Source organism: Desulfosediminicola sp. (assembly GCF_048381775.1).
Classification (GTDB): Bacteria; Desulfobacterota; Desulfobulbia; order Desulfobulbales; family Desulfocapsaceae; genus Desulfopila; species Desulfopila ganghwensis.
The window spans coordinates 377596-393422 of record NZ_JBLXGE010000004.1 but is presented as its reverse complement, the minus strand read 5'-3'; the positions used below and the strand labels follow the sequence as shown (position 1 = coordinate 393422).

The window sequence follows — 15827 nt, the reverse complement described above, 5'->3', positions numbered from 1 at the left end:
AAAAAAATCTCTTGAGAAGAAATCTATCAGATCACTCCTCTGAGTTCTCCTGTGCCGTTCTCTTCTGCTGCTCAAGCGTATCCAGAATCAACTCTTTGAGATCATCCAGCCCCTGACCAGTTTCTGCTGAAATCACAATGGCCTTCATACCGAGTTCGAGAAACTCCTGGCGCATCTCTTCAGCCATATCTGCATCAACAAGGTCAACTTTATTGAGAACAACAAATCTGGTTCTTCCGGCCAATTCTTCCTTGTATGAGTGAAGCTCGTCATCAATTACTTGATAATTCTTACGATAGTCATCATCGGAACAATCAATGACGTGCAGTAATATGCTGGTGCGTTCAACGTGTCGCAGGAATTTATGACCAAGACCAACACCTTGATGCGCGCCTTCAATTAAACCTGGAATATCTGCAACGATACAGGGCTCATAATAACTATGACACACAACACCGAGCTGCGGCTCCAGGGTTGTGAACGGGTAATCGGCGATCTTTGGATTAGCAGCGGATATCTTGGAGAGCAAGGTGGATTTACCTGCATTCGGCAATCCAACAAGACCAACATCAGCTATCAGTTTCAATTCGATTTTAAGCCAACGTTCTTCACCGGGAATACCCTTGGTGGCATAACGCGGAGTACGGTTAGCGCCACTTGCAAAGTGGCTGTTACCCATACCGCCATCGCCTCCCTTGGCTGCAAGAAATGTATCTCCGTCATCAGCAAGGTCAATGATGACCTCATCTGTCTCGGCATCCTTGATAATAGAACCCACGGGGACATTAATGATACAGTCTTTACCCTTGGCACCGTAGCAGTCCTTGCCCATGCCATGCGTTCCACGCTCTGCCTTAAAATGAGACTTATACCTAAAGTCAAGAAGGGAAGTGAGAGTGTTTGTCGCCTGAATAATCACACTGCCGCCGCGACCACCATCACCACCATCAGGCCCCCCCTTGGGGACAAACTTCTCACGCCTGAAGCTGACACAGCCATTGCCGCCATCACCAGCTTTTACGAAAAATTTCGTTTCATCAACAAAAGCCATATCTTTTGTTCTCACTACCTTTACTTGAATAATCTTTCTGTGCATTCGCGATACGCTACTTAACGATGCATCAGGAGGCAAAAAAAAACTCGACCTTCATCTATCAATGGAGGTCGAGTCTTTCAATCTGTATCTCGCATCTCGTAGTGAGATGCCAGCTACGCGACTGTCTTGTCAGGTGACGTTATACGGCAGGATAAACGCTTACACGCTTCTTATCTTTACCGAATTCCTCAAATGTTACAACACCGTCAACCTTGGCAAAAAGAGTGTAGTCACGACCACAGCCTACGTTGGTTCCTGGGTGAATCTTGGTGCCAAGCTGACGAACAATAATGCTACCAGCCTTCACTGCTTCACCACCGAATCTTTTTACTCCACGTCTCTGACCTGCACTGTCACGTCCGTTTCTCGAACTACCACCAGCTTTCTTATGTGCCATCGTCTTACTCCTTCCTCCGGCTGTTCAGATCTCACCGCGCCGGATATTCATCTCATTCAGTTCAGCCTGTTCTTAGAAAATTACAATCAGGCTTTGATTTCCTCAATCTGCAGTGCAGTGTAGGACTGTCTGTGTCCTTTCTTGAGGCGATAGCCTTTACGACGCTTTTTCTTGAAAACAATTACTTTTTTAGCCTTACCCTGCTCGGCGATCTTGGCAACTACCTGAGCGTTGTCGAGCTGAGGCTTGCCAATTTTGACTTCCTCGCCTTCAACAACCATCAGTACGTCTTCAAGGGCTACGGTATCACCAATTGCGCCTTCGAGTTTTTCAACACGAATGTTATCGCCGCAAGCTACCTGATACTGTTTACCGCCGGTGCGAACTATTGCATACATTATATAAACCTCTTTACATGGAAACTTCGTTGACTCACTATTCTCAAACGCTGCAATGTATAAATCCGAAAACGACAAATAAAAATATTTTTCCAATAAATTGTCAACCTCTTTTTGCCTGCTAGAGCAAAAATCGGATAGTATCAACTTCAATTATATCTTTTATTGGCCTAACTGGAACACAATTATGATAAGTACGATGATACAGCATGACAGGCATTTTTTTCAAATGTCGCTCCGGCCACCTCATTGAGAATGAACTGGCCGGAGGTTTGCAACGACTGATTTGAGTCACATCGTGTATTCGAGCCGAGCTCGTTCTTTTTCCTGGCGAATGGCACAAGCCTTTGCAAAGGCGGCCTTCTTGCCATGTTTTCTGATAGAAACCGAAGTCTTGCCCTGCTTACCCTGATGGGTAACCCAGCTCACCTCATATCTATTCAGTTTTTCATTCAGACGCACACCAACCACACCCGTACTGGAATTTGAGACAGTAACCATATGTTTGTTGGTACGAATCTTGCCCAACTTTTTTTCAATTTTGTCCCGCCATGAAATTGCAGACAACAAACTTGAATAGCGACCGCCACATTTCTTATCAGAAAAGAATTTCGAATGTGTTTTCCCCAGAAAACGAACCCTTACATACCAGCCATGGGTACGCTTGGACTCCTGATCAATGCGTGCTATGTCCTTATGCTTTTCCAATAGAAACTTCTGTTTTTTGTCTTCTTCCATCTAATTCCTCTTCTTCATTAAACCTTCAAGAGATCTCCCCGCAAAAGTAATGACAGTCCACCCCAGTGTCGGTTACGCTATTGCCTCTATCGCAACCTGGCTGCCTTGAAACCTTGCGGTAAACTCGAACGCCTTTCAAGGAAAGCTACTTAGTTGGTCAGGGACTTAATGTCAACTTTTTTTTAACAATGTGTTATTAATAAAACTTCAATGTTATTTAGGGGTTTCTTGATATATTCTCGCCAAACCCGGACAAATATTGCAACTTCAACAATATACTACAATGTCAGACAATCAATCTAATTTTTTACGACTGGTGGATACAATAAGGGAACTTCGCTCTGAAAACGGCTGCCCATGGGACAAACGTCAAACAACCTCCTCCATGGTAAAATACCTGCACAGTGAGTTTGATGAACTTGTCGAGGCAATCGACAAAAAGGACACCGAAAATATTTGCGAGGAACTCGGCGACCTGCTCTTTATCCTTGTCATGATTTCTGAGATCAATTCAGAGAGTGGCAAATTCACTCTCGACCAAGTGATAAATGGCATCACGGAAAAACTCGTCCGCCGTCATCCGCATGTTTTTGCAGGGGTGGAGATTACGGATGAAGATGAATTAAAAGAACAATGGCGCAAGATAAAGGCTGAAGAAAAGTCTAAAAAATAAATTTGACACTTCTAGCCTATAAAAGTAATATAGGCAGTTTTGACAGACGGGCAAGATGTACTTAACATGCCTATTTGTTGTATACTGAAAACCGTATGACCTTATACATATTTTTAGGGCCATACACCTCTTCGCTCTCTGCACTGAAGTACAGTAGGCGAGGGCCGCAATCCGGGCATAATGCCCAAATCCATGAGTCCACGAGGAGGAACACATGCGAAGGTATGAACTGATCCTTATCCTTCGCCCTAGCCTGGGTGAAGCTGAGATCACAACCGTAATTGACTACACCACCAAAATCATTTCTGACGAGAACGGTACCATTATCGATCTCAACAAATGGGGAATGAAAAAGCTGGCGTATCCAATCAAGAAAGAGCTCCAGGGATATTATGTCTTCTGTGAGTACGCCGGAACTCCTGCAGCTGTAGCAGAGATCGAACGTAAGTACCGCATTGACGATGCTGTGCTCAAGTACCTTACTATCAAAACTGCAGAAAGCATGACTGACGAAGAGATCCAGGCCGCCATCGGCGAGACTGAAGCTCGTAAGGCCGCCGCTGCTAAAGAAGCTGAGGAAGCCGCAGAGGCTGAAGCTGGAACTGAAGCTGAGACAGCTGAAGCATCCGAGACTGAAGAACCAGCTGCCCAAGAATAAGCAGCCGCTCTAAATTCGTTACAAAACAGGAGATTCTACGATGGCACGACCACAAAAGAAATTTTTCTCTCGTAAAAAAGTCTGCAGATTCTGCGCAGACAAAGAGTTGGAAATCAACTATAAAGACGTTAAAACTCTGCGGAGCTTTGTGACCGAGCGTGGTAAAATTATACCTCGCCGTATCCTCGGTACCTGTGCGACCCATCAGCGTCAGCTCTGCGAAGCAATTAAGCAGGCACGTCACATCGCACTTCTGCCATACTCTGGTTCTTCTCAGGGGTAATTAGTAGATTAAGGGATTCAGTACGGTGGACCAGACAAACCATCAGCCGGATATTAAGCGTATTTTCGGCAACATAGCACTTATTTTTGTTGCTGTTATCTTGCCCGGGCTAGAGTGGTCTCTGTTTGGTTGGGTGCAACTTTTCCTGCCGATTCTGGTTTTCGTTTTCCTGATCAAATACGGCACCTTCATTGGTGGTCGATATATCTTGGCAGGAGCGGGACTTGGAGTCCTGGTAGGACTGTTTACGCAACCCTTTGACGTTCTGCTGTTTTCTCTTGCGCTGATTCCTGCCGGCTATGTTCTGGCGAAATCTGCGCTACGAGGAGATTCTCCCGCGATGTCAGGTCTCAAGTGCGCTGCTACTCTAGGGGCATGCTGGGGACTTTTAATCGCAGGGGTAGGAGCGGTAACGGGTAATTCTCCTTACATCGCAATTCAGACTACCCTGAGTTCGGGGATAGACAGCGTTGTAAAAGAATATAGCCAAAACGAGCAAGTTGGCGCAGACACAGCTATAATGCTTGAGGCAACATTGGAGCAGATGAAGGTGATCATACCGATCATTTTACCTGCTATCTTCCTCAGCTTTGCTATGTTTACCACCTGGTTTACCATGGTGCTCGGCAACAGACTGGTACATAAATATACCGGTCGGCAGGTTTGGCCCCGTTATAGATTTTGGCAATTGCCGGATAAATTGATCTGGCTCGGTATACTCAGCGCGTTCATGGCGTTCTTACCCCTGGGTATCATTAAAGGGGTCGCTGTCAATATCTTGATATTGCTCAGCGTGCTGTACTGCATGCAAGGCTTTGCAGTATGTGTTTTTTACATGAACAAGTGGAATGTACCGATCCTGTTACGATCATTCATCTACGTGATGATAGTATTACAGTCCCTTGGGACGATAGTGCTGCTCATGGTTGGCGTTGCCGATACCTGGCTGAATCTCCGTAAACTGAACGTCCCTGATACAGAGTCCAAAGAGGATTCACAAGACGAATAAAATCTGTTCACAGCATAATCAGAACTGATTTTACATACACACTACAAGGAGTTAAAAATGGAACTCATCTTAAAGGAAACCATCAGCTCGATTGGTCAAGAGGGTGATGTCGTTACCGTCAAGCCCGGTTACGGCCGCAACTACCTCCTGCCCCAGGGCAAAGCGGTTCTCGCCACCAAAGAGAACCTCGAAGTTCTCGAGCAGAACAAGGCGGAAATAGCAGCACGTCTGGCTGAGGAGCGTAAGGTAGCAGAGGCTCTCGCCAAGAAGATTGCTGGTCGCGAGATCGTAATCGAGCAGCTTGCCGGTGAAGACGAGCGTCTCTTCGGTTCTGTAACCAATGCCGATATCTGCGCTAAACTTGCAGAAATGGGTGTTGTCATCGACAAGAAACAGATCGTACTTCCCGATCCGATCAAAACTCTTGGCGAAAACTCTGTCACGGTCAAGGTTGGCTTTCAGCTGGTAACCGAGGTTACCGTTAAGGTTGTGCGCGCATCCAGCGAAGCATAATCCTGCCGATACGCCGGGTGACTGCTCGAACAGTTTCAGCAGAACATACCGTGTACCGCCGGCCGCAATGCAATAGAGTGTCCGGCTGTGTACAGCTATGACGAAACACACCATACAGGCTTGGCCTGCATGGTGTGTTTTTCTTTTAAGCTGTTAAAATTTAACATCTTTTAATGGCCACATGACTATGAATGAATTCGCGCCTCCACCGCAACAATCCTCTATTTCGAAGAGAGTGCCGCCTCAGAATCTTGAGGCTGAGCAATCCGTTCTTGGATCGATCCTGCTCAAGGACAAATCCTTTGGTACCGTCCTCGAAATTCTCAAATCCGATGACTTTTATCGGGAAGCACACAGGATCATTTACGAGGCGATGATTGACCTTTTTGAGGCCAATGAGCCACAGGATCTGTTGACCATCAGCAACCTGCTCAATGACCGCAATCAGTTAGAACAGGTTGGAGGTGCCGCCTACCTGGCAACGCTTACCTCTATCGTTCCCGTCACAGCCAACATTGCCACCTACGCCAAAATCGTTCGCCAGAAATCCATCCTCAGGCGTTTGATTGAAGTCAACACCGATATTGCCTCCCGCTGCTATGAGGAGCAGGGAGAGATAGATCTTCTTGTTGACCAGGCGGAGCAGGCGATTTTTGAAATTGCCGGTTCCAAGAGCGGCCAGAAATTTACTCCTGTTAAGCAGATTGTTCCCGATGCCTTTGCCGCAATCGAACAACTTTTCAAGCGCAAGGAGCTTATTACCGGTGTTCCAACTGGCTACCCCACGCTCGACAAAATGACCGCCGGCCTTCAACCCTCTGACCTCATTATCCTGGCGGCCCGCCCTTCTATGGGTAAGACTTCTTTTGCAATGAATATCGCTCAGAGCGCTGCGATCGAGGAGAAAATTGGTGTTGCTGTATTCAGTCTCGAGATGTCCAAGGAACAGTTGGTGATGCGTTTGCTGAGCTCCGTAGGCCGAGTTGATTCCCAGAGAATGCGAACCGGTAAACTTCATGATGAAGATTGGCCAAAGCTCACACGTGCAGTGGGTATGCTCTCGGAAGCACCACTGTATATTGATGATCAACCAGCTATTTCGGTTCTTGAAATGCGTGCTAAAGTTCGCCGACTTGCTGCGCAATATGACATTGGCCTCATAGTCGTAGATTATCTTCAGCTGATGCGAGGCAGGGATTCCACAGAAAACCGAACCCAGGAAATCAGTGAGATTTCTCGATCTTTGAAAGCACTCGCCAAAGAACATAACATTCCTGTCATTGCCCTTTCCCAGCTGAACAGATCTCTTGAGAGTCGTACCGATAAACGGCCGATGATGAGTGATCTGCGTGAGTCCGGTGCAATCGAACAGGACGCCGATATCATCACCTTTATTTATCGTGATGAAGTGTATAACAAGGCGGAAGACAACCCAAATCGCGGTATTGCCGAGATCATTATCGGTAAGCAGCGTAACGGTCCGACAGGAACAGTCAAGTTGCATTTCAATAATACAATTACCAGATTTGAAAACTTGATAAATGACGAGGAATCTGATTATCAGAGCTAATATAATCTGATGGCTGTCACTGATAATGACACGCAATACGGTAGCACCTTACATTCCATATCCCTATCGAGGAAGAATTATGATCAGTAGTCAGACTAAAAGCAATAGATATGACTTCAAAGCCATTGAGGAGAAATGGCAGCAGAGTTGGGCGGAATCAGAGAAGTACAAGGCTGAAGAGGACGACAGCAAGGAAAAATATTACGTACTTGAGATGTTCCCCTACCCTTCCGGCCGAATTCACATGGGCCATGTTCGCAATTACTCGATAGGTGATGTTGTCGCCAGATACAAGCGCATGAGAGGTTACAATGTGCTCCATCCGATGGGTTGGGATGCCTTCGGTTTACCTGCAGAAAACGCTGCCCAGAAAAACAACAGCCATCCTGCCGCCTGGACCTATTCGAACATCGATTACATGCGTAATCAGCTGCAGCAGCTCGGCCTCTCGTACGATTGGGGTCGCGAAATCGCAACCTGCAACGCCAAATACTACAAATGGGAGCAGATCCTTTTCATTGAGATGTACAAGAGAGGGATTATCTACCAGAAGACCACCACCGTCAACTGGTGTGACAACTGCCAGACCGTCCTCGCCAACGAGCAGGTAATTGACGGTCTCTGCTGGCGCTGCGACCAGGCGATCAAGCCTCGCAAAATGAATGGCTGGTTCTTCAAGATCACTGACTACGCAGAAGAACTCCTGGCTGACCTTGACCAACTGACCGGTTGGCCCGAAAAAGTTCTGACCATGCAACGAAACTGGATCGGCAAATCCACCGGTCTCGCCTGCGACTTCCAGGTTGATGGTATGGATGAGAAGATATCAATCTTCACCACCAGACCAGACACCATCTTCGGCGTTACCTTTATGTCGGTGGCGGCAGAACACCCGCTGGTAGATACACTTATTTCAGGCGCTGACAATGAACCGGAAATCCGTGATTTTATCGTTGAAATCCTGGAAGAAAAACAACAGCAAACTCCAGAAGACGAGCAGGTCAAAAAAGGTATTTTCACCGGCAAGTACTGCATCAACCCGTACAACGGAGAGAAAATCCCTGTATTTATAGCAAACTTCGTCCTGATCGAGTACGGCACTGGTGCGGTGATGGCTGTTCCTGCCCATGACGAGCGTGACTTTGAGTTTGCCCGTAAATATGATCTGCCCATCAAACCGGTCGTTATTCCTGAAGGTGAGACCCTCGATCCCGCAACCATGGTGAACGCTTCCACCGTTGGCGGTACTCTGATGAATTCCGGTCAGTTCGATGGCGTCGAGTCTGAAGAGGCCAAGAAAAAAGTTATAGATTATGCTGTGCAAAACGGTTTCGGTTCCCCGCACATCACCTACCGTCTGCGTGACTGGGGTGTCTCCCGTCAACGTTACTGGGGTGCTCCGATCCCGATGATCCACTGTGACAGTTGCGGCATCGTGCCGGTCCCCGACGAGGAACTGCCGGTAATGCTGCCTGAAGATAAAGATGAAACCGGTGCAAGCTGCAGACCCCTGCACCAGCGTCCATCCTTCATCGAGACCAGCTGCCCCACTTGCGGGGCCAAGGCACGGCGCGAGACAGATACCATGGATACCTTCGTGGAATCTTCCTGGTACTTCGCTCGCTACACCTGCCCGGCTTTTACCGATGCCCCGCTCGACAAGGAGAAAGCGTCACACTGGCTGCCGGTAGATCAGTATATTGGCGGAGTTGAACACGCCATCCTGCACCTGCTCTACTCCCGTTTTTTCACCAAAGTGCTTAGAGACCTCGGTTACCTGAACGTAGACGAGCCGTTTACCAACCTGCTTACCCAGGGCATGGTAATTAAAGACGGCGCCAAAATGTCTAAATCAAAAGGTAATGTGGTCGACCCACATGACCTCATTCAGGAGTATGGTGCCGACACAGTTCGTCTCTTCAGCCTCTTCGCCGCTCCGCCAGAGAAAGATCTGGAATGGAACTCCCAGGGCGTTGAAGGCTGCTCACGTTTTTTGAACAGGGTCTACAGGTTCATCACTTCCCGCCCTGAACTCAAGGAACAGCCTGCACTTCCCGCGGAGTTAAGTGACACCGGGCGTACCCTGCATCGCAAAACCCATCAGACCATTAAAAGGGTGAGTGAGAATATTGAGAACAACTTCCACTTCAACACCGCGATTAGTGGTGGTATGGAATTGTTCAACACCATGACGAGTGTCACCGATCCCGAAAAAGATGCCCAGGCTGAAGCCGGTACTGTTTTTCAGGCAGTTGAATCATTGTTGATTCTACTCTCACCAATGGTTCCTCATTTTTGCGCCGAGATGTGGCAGGAAATTGGCCACACCTCACTGGTTGATGACCAACCCTGGCCATCATATGATGCAGAAGCAGCCAAAGAGGATATGCTGACCATCGTCGTCCAGGTGAAAGGAAAAGTGAGATCCCGCCTTCAGGTACCTGCGGATATTGATGATGAGGCAATCAAAGAACTCGCCCTGTCTGATGCCAATGTTCAGCGATTCATCGATGGTCAGCAGGTGAAAAAGACTATTGTTGTCAAGAAGAAGCTTGTGAATATTGTCGTTTAAGACTAAGATTTTGTGGATTGCAGGTACAAAATAAGCACTGCAATCCACTGATTAATCATCCTTCTTTTACTCGAACATTTAAATCCAATACAGGGAGAACTTCGTTGAAAACAATGAGCCGATACGTTCCTCTTCTGGCGTTTGTCGCGTTGTTTATTGTCGCATGCGGTTATCGTAACCCATATGTTTACAATGGTCCCCAAAAAGTAATCTATCTCAAGACCTGGGAAAATCGTACCAGTGAGCTCGGCCTTGACAACGATATTTACCAGGCGCTTGTTCGCTGGTTTCAAAAATCCGGTTCAATAAAAATCTCTAAGAATCAGGAAGGTGCAGACCTCATTCTTGCCGGTGAGATCGTCTCCATTGATCTGCCCACCCTTTCCTACGGTTCAGGCAACGACGCAACGGAGGTCAAGGTTCGTTTAAAGACCAGATATGTGATGAAAGATATCGGCTCGGAAACCATTGTCCTTGAGCAGCCCGGAGAGGTCTGGACTCAGGATTACCTGATTGGTGACTCAGCTGAAAGCAATCGTTCCAACCGGGAGAAAGCTCTGGATATCATCGTCGATGACCTGGCTCAGAAGATTTATCAAAGAGCGTTGGTACAATTACCTAAACTGGAGATCGCACAGCAACAGTAGATCATTGCTCTTCTTTTGTTTTAACAGAGGCCTGATGCCAGCCATTTTTTTAAACAGCATGGCGACATCAGGTTTTTTGTTTCTTATAGTAACTCTATGTTAGTTCACTTCCTGCCTTGAGCAGGATACCTGAATTTTATACCGCTTTTACAATGCTCAGTATCGACCATCTGCATTTTTCCACCCCTTTTGTGCTGGCCCCACTAGCCGGATACACCGATCTTCCTTTCCGCCTGCTCTGCAAAGAATTTGGCGCAGGTTATTGTGTTTCTGAAATGATCAGTTGCCATGGACTCGCCTTCAGGCAGGAAAAAACGATCTCCATGATGCAATCCGTTCAAGCCGAACAACCTGTAGCCTTTCAGCTTTTTGGCGCTGAACCAGATGTTATGGGAGAGGCTGCCGGCATCATGAGTGAGTATAATCCCGACATGATAGATATCAATATGGGATGCCCAGTCAAGAAGGTAACCAAGCGCGGCGCCGGTGCAGCCCTTATGACCACGGTTGATACTGCCGAACAGATTATTCTGAAGGTCAGGGCCAACTGCAAGGTGCCAGTCACTGTTAAATTTCGATCCGGCCCCACCGCCAGCAACCAGAATGCTGTCGAATTTGCCAGAATGGCTGAAGGGTCCGGAGCTTCTGCACTGATCATCCATGGCAGAACCTGGGCCCAGGGTTTTACAGGCCTTGCTGACAGGACCATGATCACCAGGGTGAAGGCAGCTGTCTCTATCCCGGTCATTGGTAACGGTGATATCGAAACGTATCAGGACGGCATTGATATGATGGCCGGGACCGGCTGCGATGGTGTTATGGTCGGTCGGGGAGCACTCGGCAACCCCTGGGTGTTTTCTGAGAAGGGCCGACCAGCAAACGAACGTGCGATTCTGGAGGGAGCCCAAAGACACATGGAGCTTATGGAACAGTTCCTGCCGGTTGAACGAATGATCGGCTGCATTAAAAACCATCTTGGCAGATATTTTAAAGGTCTGCCTGGCAGTTCTAAAATGAGAAAAGCGATATACGACTGCCCAAGCTTCGAAGATTTGAAGGTTTTAATGGACACGTCTTTATCGAGATAGTTGAACCTCTTACTTCAAAAAGGGTAAGAAGTAAGAGGTTAAAAACACTTCTCAGCTCTCAAAATGAGACGTAGTATCACCAGATAGAAGATGCCCCAACTCTTTTTCAGGCGGGGCACGTATTCCTCTATTACTTCTTACAGATAAACTCAGTCAGAGTCCGAACTGCGATACCAGATGGCCCTTTGGGAATATAACTCTTTTCTGTAAAGTCCCATGCGGTTCCGGCTATATCCAGGTGAGCCCAGGGAGTGTCCCCTACGAAGTTTTTCAGATATGCAGCGGCGGTAATAGTTCCGGCATCACGCCCTCCGGTATTTTTAATATCGGCCACGTCAGACTCTATCTGCTTTTCATACTCCTTGGTCAGCGGCAGACGCCACAGTGGCTCGGAACAGGTCTGGCCAGCATCAATCAACCCATCAACCAGTTGATCATCATTTCCAAGAACACCGCTATGATGATGGCCGAGACCTATAATCACCGCACCGGTGAGAGTGGCCACGTCAATTACGCAATCGGGCTCATACTTCTCTATACCGTATGCAAGCGCGTCGCCCAGAATTATCCTTCCCTCGGCATCTGTGTTGACAATCTCAGCGGTTACATCGTTGTAATGGCGAATCACATCACCCGGCTTGAGTGCCGAGCTGCCACTCATATTGTCTGTTGCCGGTATAAGCGCTATCACATGCACATCCGGCTTGAGATCTGCTATGGCCTGCATGGTGGCAAGAACTGCAGCACCGCCACACATATCCATCTTCATGTTCTGCATACCTGCTGCAGGTTTTAAACTCACGCCACCTGAATCAAAGGTAAGCCCCTTGCCGACCAGCATCACTGACTTTTTCTTTTTTGCCGGGGAATACTCAAGTATGACAAGCTTCGGCGGTTCAGCCGAGCCCTGATTCACAGCCAGAATTCCGCGCAAACCGAGCTTTTTCATTTTTGGCTTGTCAATAATCCTGCAAGTCAGTTCTTTTTCTTCGGCGAGTTTCAAAGCGTAATCTGCGAAATCTGTGGCAGTCCAGCTATTTCCCGGTTCATTGGCCATATTCCTGGCACTATGCACCGCATGCGCAATGGATATTGCCTTGGCCACACTTTTACGAACCTTGCCTGCCTGGGTGTCTACGTATACTGTAATCTCAGAAATACCTTCAAAGGTTGGAGTATCCGGGTCTTCCTTTTTATATTTTTTGAAACGATAGTCGCCAAGCACGACTCCCTCAACCAAATGATGTGCCATTGCCGCCCGCTCCATGCCAACAATATCATCGCAAACAAGCTTCACATCCTTTACCTTGAGAGTCTCACAGGCTTTACTGATGGTGCCGCCGGCGCTTCGCACTGCTTCTATTCTGAGATGCTCATCCTGGTCACTCAACTTGCCGAGACCGACTACCATCAGCCTGTCTGCCGACAAAGATCTCTTTTTATCTTTCACCTGGATCTGACTGGGATAAAGAATGACACGTTCATTTGCCCCAGCCTTGAAATCCTTCAACTCAAGTAAAGAATCGAGATATGGCAAAACAAGATCAGAGCACACTACTGCATCATCTTCACCTTGAATTGCAAAAAATATCAGCAAGCCACCTTTAATCAGGTTAATGTTTTTCTCAGAAACAGCGACCTTCGTCTTATGCATGGTAATTCCTGTTATGAATAGTTGAGTTTCGATTTTCTTTCTGGTATTTCACGAGATAATTCGTGAAACGAATCGTTTTAGTGCAAAGTATATTGTAAAGTAATACGAAGCTATTCACATGCAACTATTTGCCATCACAATTATTCCTATATTCCCTGTACGGATACATTAAGGAGTCCCAGCAGTGCTCAACACTCTTATAACTGCAGTATCTCTTGCCATCGTAATCTCGGCACTTTGTTCCATTTGCGAAGCAGTTCTCTATTCACTGTCTGCCAGCCAAGTGGAGATGCTCAAAAAATCAGGGCACAATTCAGCTAAACACCTGCAAAACCTGCGAGCCGATATTGATGAACCCATCACCGCCATACTCACCCTGAACACTATCGCCAATACGGTAGGCGCTGCAGTTGCCGGCGCTGCCGCCGCGAAATTATTCGGTGATCATAATGTTATCTGGTTTTCCGGTGTATTCACCCTTTCTATTCTCATTTTTTCAGAGATTTTACCAAAGACCATCGGTGTCACCTTTGCCTACCGACTTGCTCCTGTAATCGCTTATCCTCTCCGTTGGATGGTGATAGTGCTGAAACCAATTGTTTGGCTATGCCGCTCCATCACCAGGCTCATCCCTGGCCGTTCAGGCGAGGAACATATCTCCGCTGAAGAGTTGCGAACTATAGCGACCCTGTCTCGGGAATCAGGAGAAATCGAAGAGGATGAGGAAAAGGTAATCGCCAATATCCTGCAACTGAAATACAGGATGGTCCGTTACACAATGACCCCGCGAACGGTTACCTTTGCACTCGATCAGAATATTTCTGTAGGTGAAGCTATGACTATGCTGAATCGGTTAAGCAGCCACAGTCGCATTCCTGCCTTTGAAGGGGAAATGAATAATGTAACCGGAATTGTCATGAGAAAGGACATCTTGCAGGCCATGGCTGAAGGCAAGGAGGAACTTCTTATCTCCCATTTTCTGCAACCAGCCTATTTTGTTCCCGAAACCGCACCGCTCAACAAAATTCTGGTCGACTTTTTCGACCGGCAACAACACCTGTTTGTGGTCGTTGATGAATACGGTTCAATGACCGGCATCATCTCCATGGAGGATGTAATTGAAGAGATTATGGGCAGAGAGATTATTGATGAGTCTGATAAGGCCAAAAACATGAGGGATCTTGCCAGAAGGCGCAACCTGCTCTCGCTGAAGCAAATGAATAACGGGACAAAAAAATAGCCTGCCCCAAAAGAAGCAGGCCACTGATAGAAAGCACCGCCTTTTGTGCCAGGCCCAAAAGGCGGTAGAATGATTATCAGCACTTTTCAGCAGAGCGAGAGGTGTTGTTGATCCCCCCAAATACTTACCCCGAGAAACGGCTATAAAAAATTAATTTATCGCCCCGAGCCTGATCGGCACGTCCACAGTACGACCATCCCGTACAACAGAGACCAAAACTTCATCCCCTACCTTGAAGTTCTCCAACTCATTACGAATTTCGTTATAACTTCGTACCCTGTTACCGGCTATTGCCACGATGATATCGCCAAGCACGAGATCACCGCGGTACTGTGTGGTTGGCCTTAGTCCTGCTTTATGAGCCGGCCCCCCCTCTTCCACATTGAGTATCAGGATACCTTCTATACCCAACCGCCTGGCCACGCGCTCATCAGCAAGACTCGCCCCCAATCCTGGTTTGATAAGCCGCCCGTGGCGAATGATCTCAGGGATGACCCGGTTCACTTCATCCACAGGAACAGCGAACCCTATTCCTGCATACGCACCGGATGGGCTATAGATTGCTGTATTTACGCCAATCAGTCGACCGGCACTGTCCAATAGAGGACCACCGGAGTTACCAGGGTTGATTGCAGCATCGGTCTGAATCACGCCCCGTATGGTTCTGCCGGTAATGGCATTTATCTCACGATCGAGGGCTGAAATGATACCTGAAGTAATTGTCTGATCCAGCCCAAATGGGTTGCCGATCGCAAAAACTTTCTGCCCCACAAGAAGATCGTCGGAGGTACCGATAGTGATGGGTCGCAGTGAATCCGCAGGAGCGGTGATCTGCAACACGGCAAGATCTTTATCTGGTGCAGCACCAACCAGGACGGCTTTCCAGGTAGACTGGTCAGCCATGGTCACCTGGATACGGCTGGCATCACTGATGACATGATAGTTGGTAACAATCCGTCCCTGGCTATCCCAGATGAACCCGCTCCCCGTTCCCCGCGGGATCTCGACCGCGTTCAGGGAAAACAGCCCCTGCCGCAGAGCAATGCTTGTCACATAAACTACAGATGCGGAATTTGCTCGAAAGATATCAATGGTATTGAGTTCATCTGCTGCCAGATCCCCCCGGGCTGTTATTGCCCTGGGAATAGCATCAGGATCACGGAGTTTTCGTTCAAGGGGATTGAATATCAACCACAAGCCGATCGCGATGAGCAAAATCACCGCGATCGGGGATATTTTCCAACGAGTAGGCTTTGGTTGCATTTTCTAAATAAGGCAAGTGTGGATTGCT

At 47.7% G+C, this 15827-nt stretch carries 16 protein-coding genes; 10 read left to right on the top strand and 6 right to left on the bottom strand.

The window, feature by feature from the left end:
• Positions 1 to 31: 31 nt before the first annotated feature.
• The 4 genes from obgE to ACN5NT_RS09335 all read right to left on the bottom strand — a co-directional run bounded on the left by obgE (position 32) and on the right by ACN5NT_RS09335 (position 2629).
• On the bottom strand, positions 32 to 1051 hold the full coding sequence (gene obgE / locus ACN5NT_RS09350; RefSeq protein ID WP_136796008.1) for a GTPase ObgE: 1020 nt from the start codon (positions 1049 to 1051) through the stop codon (positions 32 to 34).
• Between the two features lie 184 nt (positions 1052 to 1235).
• On the bottom strand, positions 1236 to 1493 hold the full coding sequence (gene rpmA / locus ACN5NT_RS09345; RefSeq protein ID WP_136795798.1) for a 50S ribosomal protein L27: 258 nt from the start codon (positions 1491 to 1493) through the stop codon (positions 1236 to 1238).
• Between the two features lie 86 nt (positions 1494 to 1579).
• Positions 1580 to 1891, bottom strand: coding sequence for a 50S ribosomal protein L21 (gene rplU / locus ACN5NT_RS09340; protein WP_136795799.1), 312 nt, complete (start codon positions 1889 to 1891; stop codon positions 1580 to 1582).
• A 291-nt stretch (positions 1892 to 2182) separates the two neighbouring features.
• A complete protein-coding gene (locus tag ACN5NT_RS09335) occupies positions 2183 to 2629 on the bottom strand; it encodes an AP2 domain-containing protein (RefSeq protein WP_136795800.1) in 447 nt (148 codons plus the stop codon).
• 283 nt (positions 2630 to 2912) lie between these two features.
• On the opposite strand from ACN5NT_RS09335, the gene ACN5NT_RS09330 reads away from it, so the two are divergent.
• The 9 genes from ACN5NT_RS09330 (at position 2913) to dusB (ending at position 11642) form a co-directional block, all read left to right on the top strand.
• Positions 2913 to 3302 carry a MazG nucleotide pyrophosphohydrolase domain-containing protein gene (locus ACN5NT_RS09330; RefSeq protein ID WP_419175244.1) on the top strand — a complete coding sequence of 130 codons (390 nt, stop codon included), beginning with the start codon at positions 2913 to 2915 and terminating at the stop codon, positions 3300 to 3302.
• A gap of 214 nt (positions 3303 to 3516) precedes the next feature.
• Complete coding sequence (rpsF, locus tag ACN5NT_RS09325) at positions 3517 to 3960, top strand: 30S ribosomal protein S6 (protein WP_136795802.1); 444 nt, start codon at positions 3517 to 3519, stop codon at positions 3958 to 3960.
• A gap of 40 nt (positions 3961 to 4000) precedes the next feature.
• Positions 4001 to 4243 carry a 30S ribosomal protein S18 gene (rpsR, locus tag ACN5NT_RS09320; protein WP_136795803.1) on the top strand — a complete coding sequence of 81 codons (243 nt, stop codon included), beginning with the start codon at positions 4001 to 4003 and terminating at the stop codon, positions 4241 to 4243.
• A 25-nt stretch (positions 4244 to 4268) separates the two neighbouring features.
• A complete protein-coding gene (locus tag ACN5NT_RS09315; RefSeq protein WP_419175243.1) occupies positions 4269 to 5252 on the top strand; it encodes a DUF2232 domain-containing protein in 984 nt (327 codons plus the stop codon).
• Positions 5253 to 5309: 57 nt separating this feature from the next.
• Positions 5310 to 5765, top strand: coding sequence for a 50S ribosomal protein L9 (gene rplI / locus ACN5NT_RS09310; protein WP_136795805.1), 456 nt, complete (start codon positions 5310 to 5312; stop codon positions 5763 to 5765).
• 181 nt (positions 5766 to 5946) lie between these two features.
• Positions 5947 to 7335, top strand: a complete 1389-nt coding sequence (gene dnaB / locus ACN5NT_RS09305; protein ID WP_338031707.1) for a replicative DNA helicase — start codon at positions 5947 to 5949, stop codon at positions 7333 to 7335.
• 79 nt (positions 7336 to 7414) lie between these two features.
• The gene (gene leuS / locus ACN5NT_RS09300) at positions 7415 to 9907 is read left to right on the top strand and encodes a leucine--tRNA ligase (protein ID WP_419175242.1); all 2493 of its coding nucleotides are present in this window, start codon (positions 7415 to 7417) and stop codon (positions 9905 to 9907) included.
• Positions 9908 to 10020: 113 nt separating this feature from the next.
• Complete coding sequence (gene lptE / locus ACN5NT_RS09295) at positions 10021 to 10554, top strand: LPS assembly lipoprotein LptE (RefSeq protein ID WP_228721509.1); 534 nt, start codon at positions 10021 to 10023, stop codon at positions 10552 to 10554.
• 152 nt (positions 10555 to 10706) lie between these two features.
• Positions 10707 to 11642, top strand: coding sequence for a tRNA dihydrouridine synthase DusB (gene dusB / locus ACN5NT_RS09290; protein ID WP_419175241.1), 936 nt, complete (start codon positions 10707 to 10709; stop codon positions 11640 to 11642).
• Between the two features lie 130 nt (positions 11643 to 11772).
• On the opposite strand, the gene ACN5NT_RS09285 is transcribed toward dusB, so the two are convergent.
• A complete protein-coding gene (locus ACN5NT_RS09285; RefSeq protein ID WP_419175240.1) occupies positions 11773 to 13296 on the bottom strand; it encodes a leucyl aminopeptidase in 1524 nt (507 codons plus the stop codon).
• 184 nt (positions 13297 to 13480) lie between these two features.
• On the opposite strand from ACN5NT_RS09285, the gene ACN5NT_RS09280 reads away from it, so the two are divergent.
• Entirely contained in the window at positions 13481 to 14536 is a 1056-nt protein-coding gene (locus ACN5NT_RS09280) for a hemolysin family protein (protein ID WP_136795810.1), read from the top strand.
• 150 nt (positions 14537 to 14686) lie between these two features.
• Here ACN5NT_RS09280 and ACN5NT_RS09275 read toward each other — a convergent pair whose 3' ends face one another.
• Positions 14687 to 15799, bottom strand: a complete 1113-nt coding sequence (locus ACN5NT_RS09275) for a S1C family serine protease (RefSeq protein WP_419175239.1) — start codon at positions 15797 to 15799, stop codon at positions 14687 to 14689.
• Between the last annotated feature and the right edge of the window lie 28 nt (positions 15800 to 15827).